Origin of the sequence: Microcoleus sp. CAWBG640, from assembly GCF_020883015.1 — a bacterium.
Taxonomy (GTDB): Bacteria; Cyanobacteriota; Cyanobacteriia; order Cyanobacteriales; family Microcoleaceae; genus Microcoleus; species Microcoleus anatoxicus.
The window spans coordinates 136,772-157,998 of sequence record NZ_JAHRFC010000005.1 but is presented as its reverse complement, the minus strand read 5'-3'; the positions used below and the strand labels follow the sequence as shown (position 1 = coordinate 157,998).

The window sequence follows — 21,227 nt, the reverse complement described above, 5'->3', positions numbered from 1 at the left end:
TCAGGAAGAAGGAAGAAGACTTATGCAGTCAGCTTTTCGGTCATCCGTATTTTACGTTTAATTAAGTGGATTTACTTACCATTGAAATAACAATATCCCAACCCCAGCACCCATCGGTAAAAAGAGTTTAGATTTTGGGGATAATCTAAACTCTTTTAGGTGCTAGCTAGCTAGGTATTCTCGGACTTGAGCTTGGCGGCGTCGGAGGTGGGCGAGGGCTTGATGTTCTAGTTGCCTCACCCGTTCCCGGCTGAGATTGAGCCGTTCTCCAACTTTTGCTAGAGACATTTCTATGCCGTCTTCTAAACCGAAGCGCAGAATTATGACATCTCGTTGCTGAGGCGTAAGTTCTGATATCAAAGTATCGAGGTCTTGCCGCAACAATTCTGAAGTAATGTAATTGTCGGGAGATGCGGTTTCGTCTTCTAGAAGTTCTTGCAGTTCGGTATCTTGGTTGTCTCCTACCCGCAAGTCCAAGGAAACTGGATGCCTAGACATTAGTAGGTATTCCCGAATCTGGGATGGGTGCAGTTCCAACAAGTCGGCAATTTCTGTTGGTGTGGGAGACCGGCCCAATTGTTGGGTGAGTTCCCGCTGCACTTTTTTGATTTTGTTGAGTTTTTCGGTGATGTGAATGGGTAAGCGAATGGTGCGGGCGTGTTGGGCGATCGCACGGGTAATTGCTTGCCGAATCCACCAGTAGGCGTAGGTAGAAAATTTGTATCCCCGCATCGGGTCAAATTTTTCGACTCCTCGTTCTAAACCGAGGGTGCCTTCTTGAATTAAATCCAAGAATTCCATGTTGCGTTTCTGGTATTTTTTGGCGATCGCGACTACTAGACGCAAATTCGCTTCAATCATCTTTTGTTTGGCGCGCCGTCCTACGTGCAATATCCGGCTCAGTTCAGCTTCGGTCAACTCCATTTCGGCGGCCCACTCTTCGGGAGTCAGATCCCGCTGCCATTCTTTAGCAAGTGCTTGTTTTGCTTCAATTAATTTCATCATTTGCTGCACTTGCTTCCCTAAAATGATTTCTTCTTCTCGGGTGAGTAGTGGCACGCGACCGATCTCGTGCAGATAGGTACGAACCGTATCCGTTGAGGAGTATGACCGAGTGCTAGTGCGATCGGCTTTCACTGTTTTGGTTTTAGGGGTCGTGGTGGACATGGTGAGTATTGCACTCCTTGTAACAACAGATAAAAAGTTGGTGATACCCTGTCCCACTTTTGCAAGTGGGATACGGACTGCTACAGGGGGAGATGTTTCCCCTCCTGTTCATCGGTAACGATCGGTAGAAGCTTTTTGTTGGGGATTACTTTTAAGCTTGATTTTCCAGCAATCCTCGTTGATTTTCGGTAACTCGCTAGCTTTAACGGCTAGTTCAAGGCGAAGTGAATTTCAGTTTACTTTGCTCAATATTATTCCAAATTTTGAGGTTAGTAAAGGGCGAAAACCTCTGTCTTAAGGTGAACATTCTACATTTTTCCTTAAGGTTTTAAATTCCCTGCTACTTTTGACCGTAATTCCACTTCACAATACTCATGCAAACAGACTCATGCAAATCGAGAGGTTTTTTTTGCTCTATGTATCTATCATCGCTTGAAATTTTCGTGCTGCCTAGATGCTGGGATGTGAGATAACCGAACCCGATCGCGTCGTAGTATGGCAAGAATGGGTGAGGGGGTGAAGGGGTGAGGGGGTGAAACAGGGTGAGGGGGTGAGGGGGTGAGACTAAGATCAATATGAAAGCTAGCTGTTGAGTTGTTTAAGTTTAATTATGGCGATCGGCTCAACAATACTTAACTTTATTCAAACATTTATGGATGAGGGGTGAGAGGGTGAGGGGTAAAAGCTCCTTACACCTCCCTTGGGAATCATTTTATTTTACTTTTTCAGTTAGTAGGCACTTTGGTAAAAAAAGCCATCCTTATGGAGGAAGTTTTAAACCGAATTTTTTGATATTAATTCTAATGCACTAATTCGCAGAGGGTGATCTACCGCTAAATTTGTTAATTCGGCGATCGCCCGCTGCTGCACTTCTCCTCTGCCCAACATCCTCAACCATAGAGTTTCCGATATTTCTGGCAATTCATGAATGACGACAATTGCCGATCGAAAAGCAGATGGCAAAAAATACATTCCCTTCATCCAATTTGCTTCGTCTGGGAAAGCCCCAAATCCTGTTAAAAAATTGTCTGAAGCCGTAGGAGTCAGAATCCAAAGCATTGGGAATGCAGATAGATCCCAGGGAATATTTTCTTTTTTGAATTTCTCTTCTAATTCAACACGTAGCTTGAGGTATTTGCCCATACAATCCCACATATCATTTTTGATAATTGGGTTGCCCAAAGGTTCAAAAATTGCTGTCTGGCTGGCCATTGTCCCCAATAGTCCCAAATTTTCGATATGTTGCGGTTGGGAAGTGGTTTGAGTAAAGTAAATAGGGATTTCGCGGATTTCTGAAATGACATCGCGCTTAACATTAACCGTTCCCAGGGGAGACAATAATTCCTGTAATAAGTTTTTGGCAAAGCGATTGTGAATCACTTCTGTTTCTGGTTTTTCTTGATTTATTTCCCCATCATTTGAATTGGTGCATCGATGGACATGAACCGTGCCGATGGTAGATAGTAAAGTTGTGAGATATTCTTTGGCAAAGCGATCGTGAATTAATTCTATCATTGGATTTGTGATTTGAGATTACTGCGGTATATCAATTAAGCTGTTACGCATTTAAACCACTAACGAGGTCTGTAGGGTGCCACGGCTGGAGCGCTTACTATACAAGGGAAACGTTTGTTTTCCGGTGTATTACCGCTCACAAGCGAATTTCCATTTCAGAGTAGGAGTCAGGTCAGAGGATGATTGTACTATAATTCAGAAGTTAAATTAATTGAATAGATAATTTATGAATGCTGAAGAATTGCTCCGACTATATGCTGCTGGAGAAAGAATTTTTGCTGGGGTTGACCTCAGTGGTGTCGATTTGAACAAGGCAAATCTCCTTGAGATCAATCTCGCCAATGCTAATTTGATTAATGCCAACTTGAGTGGCGTTAATCTGAGGGAAGCGAATCTTAGTGGAGCCAACCTAGAGAGGGCGAACTTGAGCGCTGCCAGCCTCATTCACTCCAACCTCAGCAACGCTAACCTGGAACACGCTGACCTAAATGATGCTGATTTACTAGAAATTAACCTGAGCGGTGCCAATCTCAGTCATGCTAATTTGTGGGGAGCTGATTTGAGTAATGTATATTTTCTTGAAACTAATTGTACAGGAGCTAATTTCAGCAACACATTCTTGGTGGATGCGGTTATCGAAGGTGCTAACTTTCAGGGCGCACAAATAGATACTGCTATTTTCAAAATGCCAAAGATTCGATTTCGAGAAATCATCAGTCGATATGCCGCAGGGGAAAGAAATTTTAGCGGTTTTATGGTGGAGAGGGATGATATTGCTCCCGGCGAGCATTGGGATCTCGGACAATTTAAAGGCTTGGATTTAAGTGGCATTATTTTGCGTAACAGTAGCATCCAAGATATTGGTCTCTACATGGAGGGAGTGATTTTGCGCGGGGCTGACTTGACTAGGGTCGATTTGGGTGAGAGTCATTTTGAAGGAGCAGATTTGAGTAATGCTATTTTGCGGGAAACCCGCATTTTCCAATCGGTTTTTGAGTTTGCCAATTTGAGTGGAGCTGACTTGACGGGAGCTGGGTTAACCGAGAGTATAGCCTTTCTCAGGTAGATGAGGTACAATATGACCAACGCGAATTAGCTGGAAAATATAAAATAACAAAAATCAGTTCGCTATAATTCAATCGGTGAGTATACGCCCCGCGTGGACGCGAACCAGGGTTGACTAGCAGCCAATCGGATTAGTGCAGTCGATCGGGCTAGTGCAGTCGATCGGGCTAGTGCAGTCGATCGGGCTAGTGCAGTTGATCGGGCTAGTGCAGTTGATCGGGCTAGTGCAGTTGATCGGGCTAGTGCAGTTGATCGGGCTAGTGCAGTCGATCGGGCTAGTGCAGTCGATCGCGCAGATCACAAAAAATATCAGACATCAATCAAAAATGAAATTTTACTCTGTTGACTTGCGGCAAAAAATAATTAATGTTTACGAAAACGATGCTACTCTCGAAGAACTCTGCGAATTACTCCACGAAAAAATCGGTGTTACTGTCAGCCGAGCCACAATGGGAAGAATGACCCAACGGTTGAAAATGACTTTCAAAAAAAAACGCTCTTTCCGTCAGCCAAGGGCAGTGAAAGAGTTCAAAACCTCCGATATGAGTTCTGGAAACAAGTGAACAACCTGAACGTACAGGACTTAATCTTTATTGATGAGTCCGGGGTGAATCTAGCTATGGTTAGGTTGTATGCCCGATCGTTAAAAGGTTCAAGAGCTAGGGGACCCAAACCGAATAGACGTGGCAAAAATGTATCGATATTGGGAGCAATATCCGTCAAAAAAGTTTTAACATCCGTGAATTTAGTAGGTTCAATAGATGGCATTACTTTCGAGGCTTTTATTATCAGAAAACTCGTTCCCCAACTCTGGAAAGGTGCTTGTGTATTAATGGACAACTATGGCATTCACAAAGGGGAAGAAATAGAAAAAGCCATTAAAAAAGCGGGGGCAAGGTTAATATTTTTACCCCCATATTCTCCGGATTTCTCCCCAATTGAAAATTTCTGGTCTAAGGTTAAAGGCATTCTCCGTACTTTGGGTGCGAGAACTTATAAAGCATTGTCTGAAGCAATAACGAGAGCCTTTGAGCAAGTTGAGGAGCAAGACTTCTGGAATTGGTTTACTCACTGCTGTTATTGTACCTCATCTACCTGAGAAAGGCTATATAATTCAAGATGTAAACTAATTTAGACAATAATTATGAATATTCAAGAAATTGCTAAGGGACTCATCGCTGGCTCTGATATGATTCAACGGTATAGAGCCGGAGAGCGAAACTTTATAGGGATTGATTTAAAATACGCTCGTCTTGACTGGCCTTGTTTCATTGATATTAATCTCAGCCGGGCAGATCTGAGATGGGCTAACTTTAAGTTGGGGCGGACTCGTCTAATTAACGCCAAGACTCCAAGTATTGTCAACTTGCCAACTAACCCAGTTAGGTAATCCAGTGACAGCATTATGAGACGATGTGTACTGTGGTTTCTCAAGCAATAAATTGGTTTGATAAGGATTTTGAGCAGGTTCGTTCATATCCCATCTAGCTTCAGTGGGATTACCAAAATTAAGAGAATCGCTCTTAAAGAAAACATTATCTAGGTAAACGGGTTCACCCCCTTCTAATTCAAACCTCAAAATAGCTGGTTGTCCTCGATACTGTTTTGTGATATCGTTTCTAGTTTGCAAGTTCATCTGAAAAGTTTCAAAACCGTCTCGACCAAATCCTACTGCATTAACGTTATTTAAGTAGGCGCTCGTAACCTGAGAAACATCAGTCATACCGTTAGGTGTAGGTATTTGAAGTTCTTTGGCTAGGTATATTTCGTTTGTCTCTTTATATTTACCATCAAGTGTTTCCAGTGTAACACGCAGTTTACCACGAGCAACTGGGGCATGAATATCAAATCGTAAATTTCCCCAATCAGGTACAACAAAGCGATTGTGCGTAATGCTCTCGCCCGCACCTAATTTTAGAGCATAATTGGGTTGATAATTTTGAGCTTGAGAGTTAATACCTAATAAGCTCAAGTAATTGGAAAAATTGGGAGATTGTTGAGCAATTTGACTCCACTCTACAAGGTTGTTTAATCGCCATTAGTTTTAGGAAAATTCAGTCCAGCAGGTTTGGGATTCTTATCCAATTCCTCTTGTGGAAGTAGACCCAAAGCACGACCATTAGGAGTAGCAGTAACACCATTCGGGTCAGCCACAGTCTGATAATAGTTATCAGCCCATGTCACATTATTCCAAACCTGAACTTTGGGTTCGTAGAAATCGCTGAAATTTGTGCTGATAAAACCAGGTAATTGTAAATTCAAACTAGGTTGGTAAAAGTCGTGCGGGTCGATTGTTGTCATTTGCAAGTCACGATTGTTAGAACCCTGTACCCCGCCAGCTTGGGGGAAGAAAGTCCCTAAACGCTGTAGGATTTCGCTATTGACAACAGTGCCCCGACTGAAACCCATGAAGTGCATGGGCGAATTGAACAAATCTCCCTGCTGGCGAATCAGCTTCCCTTGGCTATCGTACAACCGCTTTAATTGATTGCCTTCATACTCTCCAACGCCACCCCCCAACGCCAAATCTAACTGCACCATAGAAGCAAATATTGCATCAGCCGCGCCCTCAGAAAAGCCAACGTCAGGAATAACTGATTCTCTGTCCAACGACCATTCATTCAGCAATACTAACGGTTTGTTCTTGTTGAGGTATTTAATCTCCTTTCCATCTATAAATACCCCGGCTTTTAAGTTATTGACCAAAGTAGACAGATAATTAGGTTCGCTGGTGTTAAGCCCCCCCGTCAAATTAGTTATCACCCGTCCCTGTAAATCTATAGGAATCCAGTTACCTGTAGGCTTGTCGTAGCGCATAATTAACCCGCTGTTTTCCGGTGTATTGCCGCTAACAGTGGCAATTTTATTTGCCATTTGGAAAAAGGAATCAGGAATCCCAGATTGGTTAGGCAAAAGTGTAAAACCATGAGTCAATACGCTCACGCTGCTGAAAGGACTGTTGCTATCAGGAGGTATGGTTTTAAACTGCCCCAAATCTTTGGTCACAGCGCCGCTATTACTCACAGCTTCAACAGCAAAATTGTAGTTCTGCCCCGCAGTAAGACTCCTCGGTAGCGTGAAGTTAGTGCTAGTATTTGCGGGGTCATTTAAAGGTTGGTCAAGAGGCGTAATCCCGTCATGACCGTACCACTTACCAGTATCTTTCTTCCAAGTCGCAGTCAGAATTCGGTTGGGATTGAAATCGTCATAACCGTTCCAAGGCTTGGAAAGAAGTTGACGCTTTTGTGTTTCCGAGAATCCGGGAAGGAGTGCCGAATCTGATAAATTGACAACCTTATCCCAAGGCAATAAGCCCTTCCCTTGCTCGAAGGTACTGACAAAAAGATTAACCTCTTTCACATCCTCCCAACCAGGAGCAAACTGCCATTGAAAAGTAGGAGTCAGGTCACTTGTAGTTGCACCAGGCCCCTTCAAATTCAGCCAGTCAGTCGGTGCAGAACTCAAATCCCGTAAATTACCTCCAGTACCGACTGGTGCGCGTTTTGTACCCAACGGCACCCCATAAGTAAACTGATTAGCAGGTCGGTTCTCCTGAAGAATCCCATAATCAGCAGCAATACTAATAGCCGGATTTATATCATCAATAGGAACCCTTGTGAAATCAGCCGCAGTCACAGACCTCGCCGTAGTAGCATTGAAGAAAGGAGACTTAACACCCCTGTCAAGACTATCAATTTTGAATTGACCAGGATTGTCCAGAGTTTTAATCATTTCCTCAACATCGAAAGCATAAACGCTCCCGCTACCACTCAGAGAAGGATAAGAGCCATAAAGGTATTTGTTGTCATTAGAAAGCACTAAATCGTTAGTAAGAGTCTCTGGAATAGGTCTGGTAGCACCGATTAATTGAGGATTTGGCCCCAAGGGGTCTTTAATAATCCCAATATTTCCCCCAGAACGCACATCTGCAGAAGGGCCAAGACTTCCAGAATTGCGACCAGCCACAAACCCATACCGCCCATCCCGCGTTACAGTGACAGATACCCCCTCATTCACATCAAAATAATCAGTAGGAAAACCCAAACTTAAAGGGGCATAACTCACAGAAGCAGTAAAGTTAAGAGGATCGTCCGAAGTAATTTCCAACACCCCAAAACCAGGCCCGTCATTCTGGTCAGGATTAATCCGATTCAATCCGTTTGTGAACACCATTTTCGTCGGCTCATTCGTAGCTGATATTCCCTCGGTCTCCGAAATAGTAGGAATAACTCCGATTTGTTGATGCCACTTACGAGGATTAGAATCTTCATCCTTCGGTCGATCTTTCGAGTCAATATTGATTGCATAAATCCGACGATTAGGCACTTGCTCATTATTATCAGAACCCGTGCCGAACAGCCGCCGCCCGTCACTACTAATTGCCAACTGACTCAACCCTAATGGTGAAGTGACGTTAATAGTCTCAACTACTTTGTGATAAGTTGCCGAGTTAGGGTTGATGTCAAGGACGTAAATTTTCGCTTGATTCAAGTCGCCAATGTAAGCATAATCGTCTCTAGGACTGATGACTATTGACTTGGGTCTAGCGCCCGCCGGCAGAACAATGGGATTGACGCCTGGGGTATTTGGCTGAGTATCTACCTGTCGCAGTACCATTGCATCGACCAATGCCACTTGACCTGAATTCCTCAAGGTTGCGTAAACGCGATTTCCGTCGCTAGTCACGGCTGTTGCTTCTGCCCAATCCGTGACACCGCTAGTCCCCACAGGAATTTGAGCCAACAGCAAGTCCTTGCTGTTTGTAGTATTAACCACTGATTCGGGGTTTTTACCGTTGAGAACCGCTACTCGGTCAGAACCGCCCAAGGCTGCAAAGACGTACTCTGCCCCCTCTGGCAGCCGAATTGGATTGCTGTTGTACTGGATTTCTTTGTATACTTGTGTAACGCCTTTTTGCTCGACGATCTGGTTCTGCTTCCTCTCCAGCACTACGTTTGAAGCGCCCAGCACTACTGTATCAGGCACTTTAACTGCTACTTCATACTGATTGCCTCCAAGAGAGCGACTGCGTGTCGGTACTACAGTCCCCTCATACATAGAGTTGCCTGCATAGAACTTAACTGTCAAATCTTCAAACTTACTGCCTTTGGAGTCGCTGGCATTGTTGACCAGAATGTTGCCCCCCGTCAGGAATAAGAGGGGCTCATTGTTCTCAAATTGCTGGTTGTTCTCATCCTTGAATTTCAGCTCAGCTTTTTGGAGGACAGGAGGTGTTGTGGGGTCAGAAGAAGTCGGGGCTGGCATATTCAAAGCTGCCTTAAATGTGGCGGTGCCGTCGTCGTTTCGCTGGACACCTACCTCTGTTATGACGGGAAGTCCCACCTTGGGGATTGCTACTACCTGTACTGAAGATATGTCGCGAGTTACGGTAAAGGCTGGGGTGGTAACGAATTTGTCCGGGTCGATTAACTGACCGATATTTCCCAGGGGGTCAATGATGCCAAAAAATGCTAGGGGGAAGTTGTAGTTGAGGGTAAGCTGACCTTTGACTAAGGTGGCGCTGCCTGTCGGACTGGCGTAGACTACTGCGTATTCGCCCGGTCTGACCACACCTGGATAGGGAGGAGACTGGGTGCGAATGTTGCCGTCATCTCCGACTATGCCTGATTCTTCTTGCAGCCAAATCGGATTCCAAGTGCCGGTTGCGTCAGGAATTGCTCCTTTTCGCAGGAAGTATGCCACAGTTCCTGGTGCTAATCCGGCTGGTGCTGGTATTGCTAACTGGGCGGGTATATTCAGGGAGTTATCGCTAAAGTTTAAGTTGAAGGCTCCTGCAAATTCAAATCCCGGTGGTAGCGGTAGGGACAAGTTTTGTTGGTTGACTGGGGCAATGCTGACGGTTGCATTCTGTTTGAGAGCGCCCGGAGGTATCATGACTGCTAGGGTTCCGTCGCTTGAGTTGATGATGCCACCGTCGGTTCCCAAGGCTGTTGTGCCGATTTTCGGTGCTTCGACTCGAACTGGAATGGTGGCGGATGCGGTGCCGTGAATGGCTGTGACGGTGGCATCGCCAAGGCCTACTGCTGTAATGGTGCCGTCGGGACTGACGTTTAGGATGGTGCTGTTGTTGCTAAAGTAGCGCGTACCCGTGCTGGCTGCGGTTAGGTTAGCTTCGGTGAAGTTGGAGTTTAAGCCGAGGGACAGTTTCCGCGTTGAACCTGGTGTCAGGGAGACGGCATCTGGGTATGGGTCTAGTCCGTACATTTCGGCTAGTATCTGATGCAGTTGAGCGTCTGTTGTCGGTGCTGGCATCGTCCCAATCCGAATTGGGGTCACTGCTTGCAGGTTATTTCGAGATGCGCTCAAAATCGAAGTGCCCTTGGTTAAACCTGTCACTTTACCAGTTGGATCAATTGGTGCTACTTCTGGATTTATTGAAGTGTAAGTTAGATAAGAATCTGGCAGCACTACACCTTTTTGGTCGGCAAAATCTCCGAGCACAACTAATTCCGTATTTTCTCCTGCATTGAGTCGCGGATTTCGCTTCACAAAATCTAGATTCAGCAGGGGAACGTCGCTGACATTGACTGTCACTCGCGCGGGAGTAGAACTCCCAAAAGCGTCGCTGGCAAGGAAATCAAAGCTGGCAATTCCAGAGAAGCCGATTGCTGGTTTAAAGGATGCTTTGTTAGTTAAGGGATTGAAAATTACGGTGCCGTTTACTGGATTGAGGACGCTAATTGTCAGAGGGTCGCCCTCTGCATCTGTGGCAAGATTTTCTAATGAAATAGTTGTCTCTAATTCTGTATAAGTTCGAGCGCTTGTCGGTGAAACAACGGGCGGATTGTTGTCAGAATTCGGGGGATTGGCTTCGCCGAGCAATTGTTGTCCTAGGGTCGTATTGCGCCATTCTCTATCAGGATTAATTACTGTATCTAGCAGCGGTGCGTTTCCTGTTGCGCCACTAATTTTAAAGATTAGGTCATTGTAATCTCTGTCTGAGTTAGGAGGCGACATATCTTCCAGGGCGAAGGTGTTGCCGGTGCCGGTAATGTCGGCTATTTGTAGCAGATGAGCGGTATCGTTGGGATTGGCTGTGGCGATACTGAATAAGGGACGGTTTTCGGGAAACAAATTTCCCGAATATGAGGATTGGAAGGATGATTGTATTGTAGCGTTGGGGACTAACATGACGGCAAAGGTGTCGCCTGGTAGCATGGAGAAAGTTTTGATACCCTGATATTCGCCGCTGCCCCAATCCCCGTCGAAGGGCATCGCACCGGTGAATTTGGCTCCTTCTGTACTGTCGCTGATGACAATATGTCCGTCGGTGGAATTGCTTAAAACTCTACGGGATGCTTCGGCGATGAATTCTGGAGTTCCGGGTATAAATGCTTCCATTCCGGCTAGGCTGAAAATGCCGACTTCGCCAGTAAAGTAGCCGCCGTCAAACTGATAGTCAAATTTGACTTGTCCTTGGTCATCTACAAGGAAAGTGCCACTGGGTGAGTTGGCTGCTGCTGTTATTGATAGATTTGTTGGGGAATTTGTATGGCTTTGAAAGTCGCCAGTACGCTGTGTTGAATTGGGTTGAAATTCTGCAATATAGTCGGGGAATAGTGCTGGTATTGAGTTATCGGTTTCTAATTGGGCTGTTATTTCAGCGACAGTGATATCATGTTCAACCGTATCAGCAGCTTCAGGTACGGCAATAATTGACTCAGTTTTTGTTGGCAGTTGTTCGGTTTCAAGTTCTCCTGTTATTTCAGCGACCGGGATGTCCAGAACCACCGTGCCAGAATTGATTTCTGCGGTAATAGTAGTTGCAGTTGTGTCGGTTTTTTTAATTAATTCAGCACCTACTGATTGGTTGACAATAGATTCTGTTTTAACTGGCTGTTTAATTTCCGAAACTGAGTCAGTATTATTCGGAGAGCTTTCTGGGGTTTTAACTGCTGCTATAGCTGTTGTCACCGCTACATTTTCACTGGCTGCTGTTTTTGGTATTGCAGCAGGTTCGGTTTTTAATGGGTCAACTTTTTGTGAATCATTCGGTTTGTCAGTTAAAGATTGAGTAGGGGTTTGTACTGGGTTTTTTGAATCGGTTGATTTGACTTCTGCGCTGATATTACCGTCAGGTTTTACTGGGTTAGATGTGGCTAGAATTAATGGGGCTGTTGGGGGCTGTGTTGTCGGCAGTTGAGAATTTGAAGTGGGTTTTTCGGTCGCTATTGCATTGACTGTTGGGGATTTTTTGTCTGAGTCTATTTTGGTGGTAGCTTCGGCAACTGGAAGCTGTTTGTCTGAGTTTTTTGTTTCTGAAGTCGGGGCAATTGGAGCTTTTTTATCGGAGTCTATTTTGTTGGAAACTTCGGCAGTACGAGATTGTTCGTCTGAGTTGGCTTTCTCTACAATTGTGGAGTTTTGAGATTGCTTGGCTGAGTCTATCTTGTCGGAAGCTGTGGTAACTGGGGACTGTTTTTCTGTAGGGGTTTTATCAGTCGAGGGTATGTTTGGGCTAGCTGCAACTGTTTGGGTTGAATTTGTTACTGCAATTTTATCGGATTTTTCGGATGAATTTGTACTGCGCTCTGGTATTATGGTTGATACAGTTGCGGGTGCTGTTTTGTTCGGTTCTAGTTTATCAGTCGGCGATACAGTTATAGGTACTGTTTTGTTCGGTTCTAATTTATCAGTCGGTGATACAGTTACAGGTGCTGTTTTATTTGGTTCTAGTTTATCAGTCGGCGATACAGTTATAGGTACTGTTTTGTTCGGTTCTAGTTTATCAGTCGGTGATACAGTTACAGGTGCTGTTTTATTTGGTTCTAGTTTATCAGTCGGTGATACAGTTGCAGGTGCTGTTTTATTTGGTTCTGATAACAACGCTATGATGCGGGTTCCGACTTGCGACATGACTTCGGCGTCGATGCCGATTCAATCAATATAAAAGCTAGCTATTGGGCTGTTTAAGTTTAATTATGGCGATCGGCTTAATAATACTTAACTTTATTCAAACATTTATGAATGAGGGGTGAGAGGGTGAGGGGAGGGGACTCCTTACAGAAAACTATGACTAATTTTTTTGATAGTCGATAGTTAGAGATGTTACTGCGCGATCGCACTTTGTCGCTTATGTAATTTTCAAGCCTAAATTAAATTCGTAACAAAAGCTACCACTCTATATTAAAATTAGCGCAAAAGCTCGATCGAGTGCAGCAATGAAAGCTAAAAATTTCCTACAATTAGCATTACTATCGCTGGTGTGTGTCGCCTGTGTGCAAAACCCATTGGCACAAGCACCCGCCGCGTCCGCACCCAATACCTCAACTCCTACGCCAATTCAAACTCCATCCATTTCACCTCCCGCTCAAACACCAATAGCACAAGAACCCGCCGCATCGCCCGCACCCAATACCCCAACTCCTACGCCAATTCAAACTCCATCCATTTCACCTCCTGCTCAAACACCAATAGCACAAAAAACTCAAATTTCCACACCAATTCCGACTCAAACGAGTTTAGAGGTTGCCCAAAAACCTACAAACTCTCTGCCACCTGCACAAACTTACGACCTGCGCGTTATTGATAAACAACTATGGAGGCGGCTGACAAAAATCACCTTTGGTGAAGATAGCATTATAGTGACTATGGCGATTACAAATGGTAGCAAGGAAGTTGTAATACTTAATGGTGAAAATGGTATGTATCTCTACGACGAATATGGACAAAAATATAATTTATTACCTCCCTTAAATAATACCCAAATTATGATTAAACCAGGTACTACGCTCAAAGGGCAGTTTGTATTCGTAGGTTGGTTACAACCGAAAGCAAATAATTTGGGGATACATTCCACTATCAATTATTCTGGGCGCTCTATTACCCTATTCGACAATATTCCAATTAACAAGACATCTCCCAAAAAGAAATAGTTGGTTGATCGCTCTTACATTATAATGAGATGTCTACAGGTAATTGAGAAATGACAAAGCTAATTAGACTAATTAATACTACGATAATCTCATCATTGTTTTTCGCGACCTTATCCTCTCAGTTGGCGGCCAGTAACTCTACAAAAGTCGATACTGTTGAATCAGAATCAACAGCAGTTACAACCTTAGAAGTAATACCAATTAGTCCTACTACCGTAAAAGTTGAAATTATTGCTCAGACTACAGTAAAAATTGAGAATATCACCGCTAATCAAACTGCCACAGAGGAGCAGCTACCAACTCAAATAACAACCGAGACTGTCAAAAAGATTGAAACAGAGTTGAATGCCGAAAAAGTACCTGAAGGCATCAGAATTAATGTACCAGAAACTATTTTATTTGATTTTGACAAATATAACGTCCGCGCCCAAGCTAAACCCACTCTCACCAAGATCAATCTACTGCTGAGACATTACAAAAATGCCCAAATATTCATCAACGGACACACCGACAACCACGGGGAAGATTCCTATAATCTAGAACTTTCTCAGAAGCGATCCGCAGCGGTAAAATATTATTTTATAAACGTTTTCAAGGTACAGAATACCCGAATGCAAACTAAAGGGTACGGCAAAACTAAACCGATTTCTCCTAATAATAATTTAGACGGCTCAGACAACCCCACGGGGAGGGAGAAAAACCGCCGCGTTGAATTAATTATTAAAACATAGGAATTAGATTTTTTTACCACAGATGCACGCAGATTAACGCTGATAAAGAGGGATTTTATAATGGTTTAATCTCTTGTTAAAACCCCAGATCCATCTTAGCAGCTTCAGCCTCTGCAAACACCTCTGCGTCAGGCATTTCTTGCCAATCAATATCACCGATTTCCCTGTAAAATTGTTCATCATAAGGACGAGTTTGCACAACCACCGGCATCGGTACAGCGTGCCCCAAAACTAATGCTTGCTGCTTCGAGTCCAGTTTCGACAAAACCGATCGCAAACTTTGGCCTCCCGAAACACCCGTAAAGATAGCATCGATGTCCTTATCGTCGTTTAACAACGCTGTGATACGGGTTCCAACTTGCGACATGACTTCGCCGTCGATACCGGATGGACGTTGGTCTACAATTAACAGAGTTACGAAGTATTTTCGCATTTCACGGGCGATCGTACCGAAAATAGTCGATCGCACGATCGCCGGATCGAGAAAACGGTGAGCTTCCTCAATGGTAATCACTAACGGCTGCGGGCGATCGCACGGATTCTTACTCTGCAAAAACTTCTCAGCTTTCCGCACATAAGCTTGGTGAATGCGGCGAGTAATCACATTTGCTGCTAACATATAAGATAGCAAATCCGAGTGGGAACCAAACTCAATTACCACATTTTTGCCACCATCCAAACACTGCAAAACTTCACTCACATAATTTTTGGGACAGCGTTTGCGAATATATTTTAAATCATTTAATCTCTCTAATTTCCGCTGCAAAGCCATGATCGAAGACTTATTTCCCCGCTTCTCATCGCAAAACATGGAAATATCTTCATTGCTCATTTCCAGCAACTTATTAATCCAACCAGCGCCCAACTCGTTCCTTAAAATAATCGCATTTTCGATACTAGCTTCAGACAGATTCAACTCCCGCTGTACCAAAGAGATATCTTCCACTTCAATCTGATCGAAACTCAAATACAACTCTTGAGCATCGCGGACTCCTCGGCGTTTTGTCGATTCTGGATCGAGGGTATAAATCTGAATTTGACTGGGAAATAACTGCCGTAAACCTTTGACAGTGCTAAATTGTTTCCCTTCCGAAACGGCTTCCCAGCCGTATTCGGAGTGCATATCAAAAATTAGATTAACCGCAGCTTGCTTCCGAATAATTCCCGACAATAGCAAGCGCGCTAGAAAAGATTTTCCGGTTCCAGATTTGCCAAAAATTCCGTTACTGCGTTCGACAAACCTATCTAAATCTAAGCATACTGGAACGTCCATGTCAATGGGTTTGCCGATCGCAAAATTGCGGCGATACGGGTCATCTTCCCAGCCAAAAACTGCCCGAAAATCGGTTTCTTTGGCATCAAACACCTGAGAAAAGTGGCTGGGAATAGTTTTAACTGGCAATAGTTCCATGTCAGCGCTGCTTTGTGGCTGCAAAGATCCTAAGTTTTGGGTACTGGATTTTTTACCGTTAGTTTTGCTGGAGTTTGGATTGAAAATTGCCTGCTGTTTTTCTCGTTCCGCAGTCAACATTAGCATCGGCGCTAGTTGAATTGTACCGTAGGTGCTGCTGCCGGCGAGGACTGCAATCAGAAAATCGTCGTTGGGGTTGGGAGGATTGGATAAAATGCGATCGCTGGATGTTCCGAGAGACACGTCGGTGAGCATACAGAAAAAGTGCGATCGGACTCCGCGCACTACTAAAAATTTCCCTACTCTCATATCTTCTACCGAAACGTCGGCGTGCAGTCGCACTTCCAATCCCTTGCTGAGGGAACCTTGAATAACAGAGCCTAAAGGTTTGTCAGTAGTCATTAGTCATTAGTCATTAGTTATTGGTCATTAGTCAGTAGTCATTAGTCATTAGTCAGTAGTCAGTAGTTATTGGTCAGTAGTTATTGGTCAGTAGTCATTAGTTATTGGTCAGTAGTCATTAGTTATTGGTCATTAGTTATTAGTTATTAGTTATTAGTCATTAGTCATTGGTTATTAATATTTAGTTTTTAAGAAGTAGCATTAGTTATTGATCCTTAACTTCTTAGCTAATGACTAATGACTGCTGACTAATGACTAATTACTCTTCTGATTCCCATGGCAGTTCAAAGAAACTCGGACTCAGATGGATATCAGTCAAATCCGTTTCGCTCAAATGAGCATCAGTTAAAAATACTACCTTAAAATTTGCCCCTTTCAGGTTTGCCCCTTTTAGATTAGCACCTTTGAGATTAACTCGAAATAAATGAGCATCGCTCAAATCTACCTCAGTTAAATCGGCTCCTTCTAAATTTACCCTCACTAAATCTGCTTTTCTGAGGTCGGCTTCGTTCAACTTAGCGCCACTGAGATCGGCTTTTGTCAAGTCTACACCTCTCAAGTCGGCTCCGCTTAAATTAGCAAACAACAAAGTCGCCCCGGTTAAATCTGTCTCCCTCAAATCGGCATCGCTCAAATTAGCACCGCTGAGGTCAGCCCTAGTTAAGTCTACACCTCGGAGGTCTGCTGACCTCAAGTTTACTTCGTGCAAAATTGCGCCGCTTAAATCTGCTCCTCTCAAATCGGTTCCCTCCAAGTTGGCACCTTTGAGGTAAGCTTTTTTCAGGCTAGCTCTGCTGAGGTCTACATTTTTGAGGTTGACTGAACTTAAGTTAGTTCCGCTCAAATTAGCTCCGCTTAAATCCAATCCGTTCAAGTCGGCTCCGGTCAAATTTAAACCTTGTAGCGATGCATTGGGAGCAATTAAATAAGCGCCGGCAATCCTGGGGTCAATACCTTCTGAAAATAATGTTTTGTTGCTATAAACAGCTTTTTCCAAAATCGCGCCATTCAAATTAGCTTCTCTCAAGTCTGCTCCGCTGAGGTTGGCTCCTGTTAAGTTGGCTCGCTCCAGTTTGGCTCCAAATAATATAGCTTGGCACAGGTTTGTCCGGCGCAAATCCGAGCCTTTTAAATCAACTCCAGTTAAATCTACCATAGACAGATTTAAGCCTGGGAGTGAAGCATTGGGAGCTAGTAAAAATGCTCCCATGGCACTGGGGTCAATATCGTAGGGAAAAACCGTCCGATTGTTGTAGACAGCTTTGTCTAAAATTGTGTCGATCAACTGGGCACCGCGCAAATCTGCCCCACTGAGGTTGGCTCTGGTGAAGTTGGCTTCTTGGAGATTCGCTCCAACTAAATTGGCTTTAATTAAACTTGCTTGTTGGAGGTTGGCTCCCAACAGTTCAGCTCCTACTAGAGTAGCTTCTCTAAGCACCGCACCAGTCAAGTCGGCTTTGGTGAGGTTGGCTAAATTAAGAAATGATTCTGCTAAATCGGCCCCCCTGAGATTGGCAAGGGTGAGGTCGGCTTCTATTAGGTCTGCATACCTCAGAATAGCATCGCTGAGGTTGGTTTCTCTGAGGTCAGTTCCTCTGAGGTTTGCTCCTTTGAGTTCTGCACCGCTGAGGTTGATGCCTTTGAGGGCCTGTCCTCTGAGGTCGAGCCGATTGAGAAAGTCACCAACGTTCATTTCCATTAGCGATAAGTAGTCTGGTCTGCTGTTTTTTGACACCAGGAATATGCTGGCATCAACTAGCATTATTCTGGAACTTACACTTATTTTTGCTGGATTTTTGCCTAGATTCTGCTATACAAAGATTTGTCTACAAGTGTACCACCTTGTCTATTTAATCGCTAGCTAGGTACTAGCTCCCCTGGGCGGGAGGGGAGTTTCATTCTACATTCTCGGTTCAGGGAACAGGGGCAAAACTGTAAATTTTTTGAGGTTTGAGCCGATCGCAAATTCCGACTAATTCTGACCAAGGGAATGTCTCGCGATCGAGCTGGACTTGCAGGATTTTGAGCGGATCGGAACCGGAGGAAACCATGAATTCTAATGTTTGCAAGTCTTCCCAGGTACTGATTTCGCTGAGAATTTGGGCGATCGCCTTGACATAAGGGTGACTTGGTTCTTTGTACCAGTCGGTGGCCGCGAGTCCAGCTTGGTCGAAGCCGAGGTGAAAGATTAAGGAACCTTCTCCAAACAGGGCTATCCCCACGGGGCGCGCTTCTTCTTGCAACAATAAATCCCGATTTGCCGCCAGATGTCGCAGTTTTGCCAGGTGTTCGTACCTCCTGGCAATTCGAGATTGCAGTCCTGGAATTAAAGCTTCTTCTCCTTCCTGCTTCTTCCCTCGATGTACCGTTGGCGTAGTCGAAGGGCTTTCTTCCTTCTTCCCTCTACCTTCTTCCTTGGTTTCGTCCCACTGAATTGCCACTGTGACTAGATAAGTTTGCAATAGCATATGACCTAGTTTTTCAGCTTTTGTTGCCAGATAGATAGAGTTATAATCTGTGGCTTCAATTAATAGGGGAAGGCGATCGACAACTTCTATGCCATAACCTTTCAAACCTGCTATTTTTCGTGGGTTATTGGTAATTAACCGGATTTTTTGAACTCCCAAGTCATTGAGCATTTGTGCTCCCACGCCGTAGTTCCGCAAGTCGGCAGCAAAACCCAAGCGCTCGTTGGCTTCTACGGTATCAAACCCGATATCTTGTAGCGAGTAAGCTTTGAGTTTATTCACCAGTCCAATGCCCCTACCTTCTTGGCGCAAGTAAACTACGATGCCAGAACCCGCATTTTCAATCATTTTCAGTGCGGCTTGCAGTTGCATTCGGCAGTCACAGCGCAGGGAACCCAAGGCATCGCCGGTCAGGCATTCGGAATGCACCCGCACCATCACGGGTTTGTCTTTAAATTCTGCTGGATCGCCCTTGACAACGGCAACGTGTTCGGAGTTGTCTTGAGTATCGCAATAGGCGTAAATCATAAATTCGCCGAATTGAGTTGGCAATTTGGCGACGGTTTCGCGACGGACAAATCGATCGTGCTTCAGTCGGTAGCTAATTAAATCAGCAATGCTGATGATTTTCAGGTTATGGGTTTTGGAATACTCGATTAATTCTGGCAACCTGGCCATGGAACCGTCGGGGTTTTGAATTTCGCAGATGACACCGCTGGGATAGAGGCCTGCGAGTCTGGCGAGGTCAACGGAGGCTTCGGTGTGGCCGGCGCGTTTAAGGACGCCACCATCGATCGCCCGCAGGGGAAAAATATGACCGGGACGACGCAAATCTTGAGGTTTGGTGTCGGGGTGAATGGCTACTTGGATGGTGCGAGCTCTGTCTTCGGCGGAGATGCCGGTACTAACGCCATGGACTGCATCAATGCTGACGGTAAATGCGGTTTGGTTGTTGTCGGTATTTTTGGTGACCATCAGGGGCAGTTCCAGGCGATCGAGTCGATCGCCCGTCAAGGCTAGACAAATCAAACCCCGTGCGTTCACTGCCATGAAATTGATATTGTCTGGGGTGGCGAATTGGGCGGCACAAATGACGTCGCCTTCGTTTTCGCGGTTTTCGTCATCGACTACTACCAGGGCGCGACCTGCTTTGAGGTCTGCGAGAGCGCTGTCGATGGAGTCAAATTGAAAGGATTGAGTTGAGGTGTGGTTATTGGGCACTGAGAAGTTCAAACTATAAACAGTAATATTATGGAATCAGAATTTGACACTCCGGGTGCGTGAACGCACAGGGATTCTTTAAATCTACGAGTCAACTTGCTTGCCACTAGATTTCTCCAGCTCAAGTAGAGGTCGATTCTCAAGAGAGCGTTGCTTGCATAAGCGTGCAAAGGTTCCGGTATGCCCTACCGTACCCAATCCCCGACTTAAGATATTTCTAGCTGCATTGAAGTCTCTATCAAGCGTACAGCCACATTTACAAATATGAGTTCTTGTGGATAGAGTTTTTTTGACCATAGCACCGCAGCTAGAGCATTCAGAGCTGGTATATTGCGGATTTACCGCAACAGTTACTCTCTCAAATACCTTTCCAAAGTATTCAAGCCAGAGCCGGAACTGATACCAAGAAGCATCGTTAATCGACTTAGCTAGACAGTGATTTTTAACCATATTTTTAATTCTCAAATCTACGCACAGCTATCAAGTCGTTAGACTGAACTACGCACCGTGCTAATTTCACAGCATGGTCTTTACGCTGCCTACTTATTTTGAGATGGCGATTACCTAAAATTTGCCTAGCTTTGCCTCTATTTTTTGAACCTTTTACTTTTCTAGATATTCGGCGCTGACACCGCTTCAGAACTTTTTCGCCGGCTCTGAGGAACTTGGGATTTTCAACCATTACTCCCTTTGAATCGGTGTAATATTCCTTCAATCCCATGTCTAAACCGACAGTCTTTCCTGTGGGTTCAGTATTCTCTTTTCGCTCAGCGTCAATACAAAACTGAACGTATACGCCTTCCGCCCTTTTTACCAATCTCACCCGTTTGATTTGGCTAATTTGGTAGAAATGCAGGTCGCGAGTACCTTTCAATTTAAGTTTCCCAATCCCTTTTTTGTCGCTAAAGGTTATAGACTTTCTATCTTCAGCGAGTTTCCATCCGCTAGTTTTATACTCGACAGAACGACAGTCTTTTTGAAACTGGGGATACCCTTTTTTGCCGGGAGTTTTCTTTTTGCAGTTGTCGTAAAATCGAGAGATGGCAGACCATGCCCTTTCGGCACTAGCTTGTCTGGCCATTGAGTTGAGTTCTGATGCAAACTGGAATTCATGAGCCAGTACGGCACAGTATTTCTGCAAGTCGTATTGCCCAATCTTTTGATTATCCATCCACAGCCGAATACAGCTATTTCGGACAAATTGCGCTGTACGAATTGCTTCATCTACCGCAGAGAACTGATCGGATTTCCCGTAGGCTTTAAACTCAAAAACTAGCATGATTTTACCTCCTACCTTATACTAATCTATTCGATATAATATTTGATCGAGGTTTGCAAAACTTTATGAAGC

General features: G+C 44.5%; 12 protein-coding genes and 1 pseudogene. 5 read left to right on the top strand and 8 right to left on the bottom strand.

The genetic code is table 11. The annotated features are described in order from the left end of the window. Positions 1-162: 162 nt before the first annotated feature. Together AAFP11_RS04740 and AAFP11_RS04735 are read right to left on the bottom strand one after the other, a co-directional pair. A complete protein-coding gene (locus tag AAFP11_RS04740; RefSeq protein ID WP_341735976.1) occupies positions 163-1,167 on the bottom strand; it encodes an RNA polymerase sigma factor, RpoD/SigA family in 1,005 nt (334 codons plus the stop codon). Positions 1,168-1,941: 774 nt separating this feature from the next. Beyond that, positions 1,942-2,682: a hypothetical protein gene (locus AAFP11_RS04735; RefSeq protein ID WP_341735975.1), complete on the bottom strand. Its 741-nt coding sequence runs from the start codon at positions 2,680-2,682 to the stop codon at positions 1,942-1,944. Positions 2,683-2,908: 226 nt separating this feature from the next. Here AAFP11_RS04735 and AAFP11_RS04730 point away from each other — a divergent pair, with 226 nt between their 5' ends. The 3 genes from AAFP11_RS04730 to AAFP11_RS04720 all read left to right on the top strand — a co-directional run bounded on the left by AAFP11_RS04730 (position 2,909) and on the right by AAFP11_RS04720 (position 4,846). After that, positions 2,909-3,748, top strand: a complete 840-nt coding sequence (locus tag AAFP11_RS04730) for a pentapeptide repeat-containing protein (protein ID WP_341735974.1) — start codon at positions 2,909-2,911, stop codon at positions 3,746-3,748. A gap of 133 nt (positions 3,749-3,881) precedes the next feature. After that, positions 3,882-4,310 carry a hypothetical protein gene (locus tag AAFP11_RS04725; RefSeq protein ID WP_341735973.1) on the top strand — a complete coding sequence of 143 codons (429 nt, stop codon included), beginning with the start codon at positions 3,882-3,884 and terminating at the stop codon, positions 4,308-4,310. Next, a complete protein-coding gene (locus AAFP11_RS04720; RefSeq protein ID WP_341735972.1) occupies positions 4,307-4,846 on the top strand; it encodes an IS630 family transposase in 540 nt (179 codons plus the stop codon). Before AAFP11_RS04725 ends, AAFP11_RS04720 begins: the two co-directional genes overlap by 4 nt. Positions 4,847-5,080: 234 nt before the next feature. Here AAFP11_RS04720 and AAFP11_RS04715 read toward each other — a convergent pair whose 3' ends face one another. After that, positions 5,081-5,719 carry a hypothetical protein gene (locus tag AAFP11_RS04715; protein ID WP_341735971.1) on the bottom strand — a complete coding sequence of 213 codons (639 nt, stop codon included), beginning with the start codon at positions 5,717-5,719 and terminating at the stop codon, positions 5,081-5,083. Between the two features lie 56 nt (positions 5,720-5,775). Beyond that, positions 5,776-12,624, bottom strand: coding sequence for a DUF4114 domain-containing protein (locus AAFP11_RS04710; RefSeq protein WP_341735970.1), 6,849 nt, complete (start codon positions 12,622-12,624; stop codon positions 5,776-5,778). Between the two features lie 305 nt (positions 12,625-12,929). Here AAFP11_RS04710 and AAFP11_RS04705 point away from each other — a divergent pair, with 305 nt between their 5' ends. Next, a complete protein-coding gene (locus AAFP11_RS04705) occupies positions 12,930-13,643 on the top strand; it encodes a hypothetical protein (protein ID WP_341735969.1) in 714 nt (237 codons plus the stop codon). Between the two features lie 50 nt (positions 13,644-13,693). Then, entirely contained in the window at positions 13,694-14,374 is a 681-nt protein-coding gene (locus tag AAFP11_RS04700; RefSeq protein WP_341735968.1) for an OmpA family protein, read from the top strand. Between the two features lie 76 nt (positions 14,375-14,450). Here the strand turns inward: AAFP11_RS04700 and AAFP11_RS04695 are convergent, their stop codons facing one another. The 4 genes and pseudogenes from AAFP11_RS04695 to AAFP11_RS04680 all read right to left on the bottom strand — a co-directional run bounded on the left by AAFP11_RS04695 (position 14,451) and on the right by AAFP11_RS04680 (position 21,155). Then, positions 14,451-16,187 (bottom strand): ATP-binding protein, encoded by a 1,737-nt coding sequence (locus tag AAFP11_RS04695; RefSeq protein WP_341735967.1) that lies wholly within the window; start codon positions 16,185-16,187, stop codon positions 14,451-14,453. A 259-nt stretch (positions 16,188-16,446) separates the two neighbouring features. After that, a complete protein-coding gene (locus AAFP11_RS04690) occupies positions 16,447-17,886 on the bottom strand; it encodes a pentapeptide repeat-containing protein (RefSeq protein WP_341735966.1) in 1,440 nt (479 codons plus the stop codon). Between the two features lie 214 nt (positions 17,887-18,100). Continuing rightward, positions 18,101-19,876, bottom strand: a complete 1,776-nt coding sequence (gene ribBA / locus AAFP11_RS04685; protein WP_341735965.1) for a bifunctional 3,4-dihydroxy-2-butanone-4-phosphate synthase/GTP cyclohydrolase II — start codon at positions 19,874-19,876, stop codon at positions 18,101-18,103. A gap of 84 nt (positions 19,877-19,960) precedes the next feature. Beyond that, positions 19,961-21,155, bottom strand: a pseudogene (locus tag AAFP11_RS04680) (transposase). Positions 21,156-21,227 lie beyond the last annotated feature (72 nt).

Coding starts and splice junctions, on each gene's coding strand:
- AAFP11_RS04740 (WP_341735976.1), bottom strand. CDS start 1,167: ATGTCCACCACGACCCCTAAAACCAAAACAGTGAAAGCCGATCGCACT.
- AAFP11_RS04735 (WP_341735975.1), bottom strand. CDS start 2,682: ATGATAGAATTAATTCACGATCGCTTTGCCAAAGAATATCTCACAACT.
- AAFP11_RS04730 (WP_341735974.1), top strand. CDS start 2,909: ATGAATGCTGAAGAATTGCTCCGACTATATGCTGCTGGAGAAAGAATT.
- AAFP11_RS04710 (WP_341735970.1), bottom strand. CDS start 12,624: ATGTCGCAAGTCGGAACCCGCATCATAGCGTTGTTATCAGAACCAAAT.
- AAFP11_RS04705 (WP_341735969.1), top strand. CDS start 12,930: ATGAAAGCTAAAAATTTCCTACAATTAGCATTACTATCGCTGGTGTGT.
- AAFP11_RS04700 (WP_341735968.1), top strand. CDS start 13,694: ATGACAAAGCTAATTAGACTAATTAATACTACGATAATCTCATCATTG.
- AAFP11_RS04695 (WP_341735967.1), bottom strand. CDS start 16,187: ATGACTACTGACAAACCTTTAGGCTCTGTTATTCAAGGTTCCCTCAGC.
- AAFP11_RS04690 (WP_341735966.1), bottom strand. CDS start 17,886: ATGGAAATGAACGTTGGTGACTTTCTCAATCGGCTCGACCTCAGAGGA.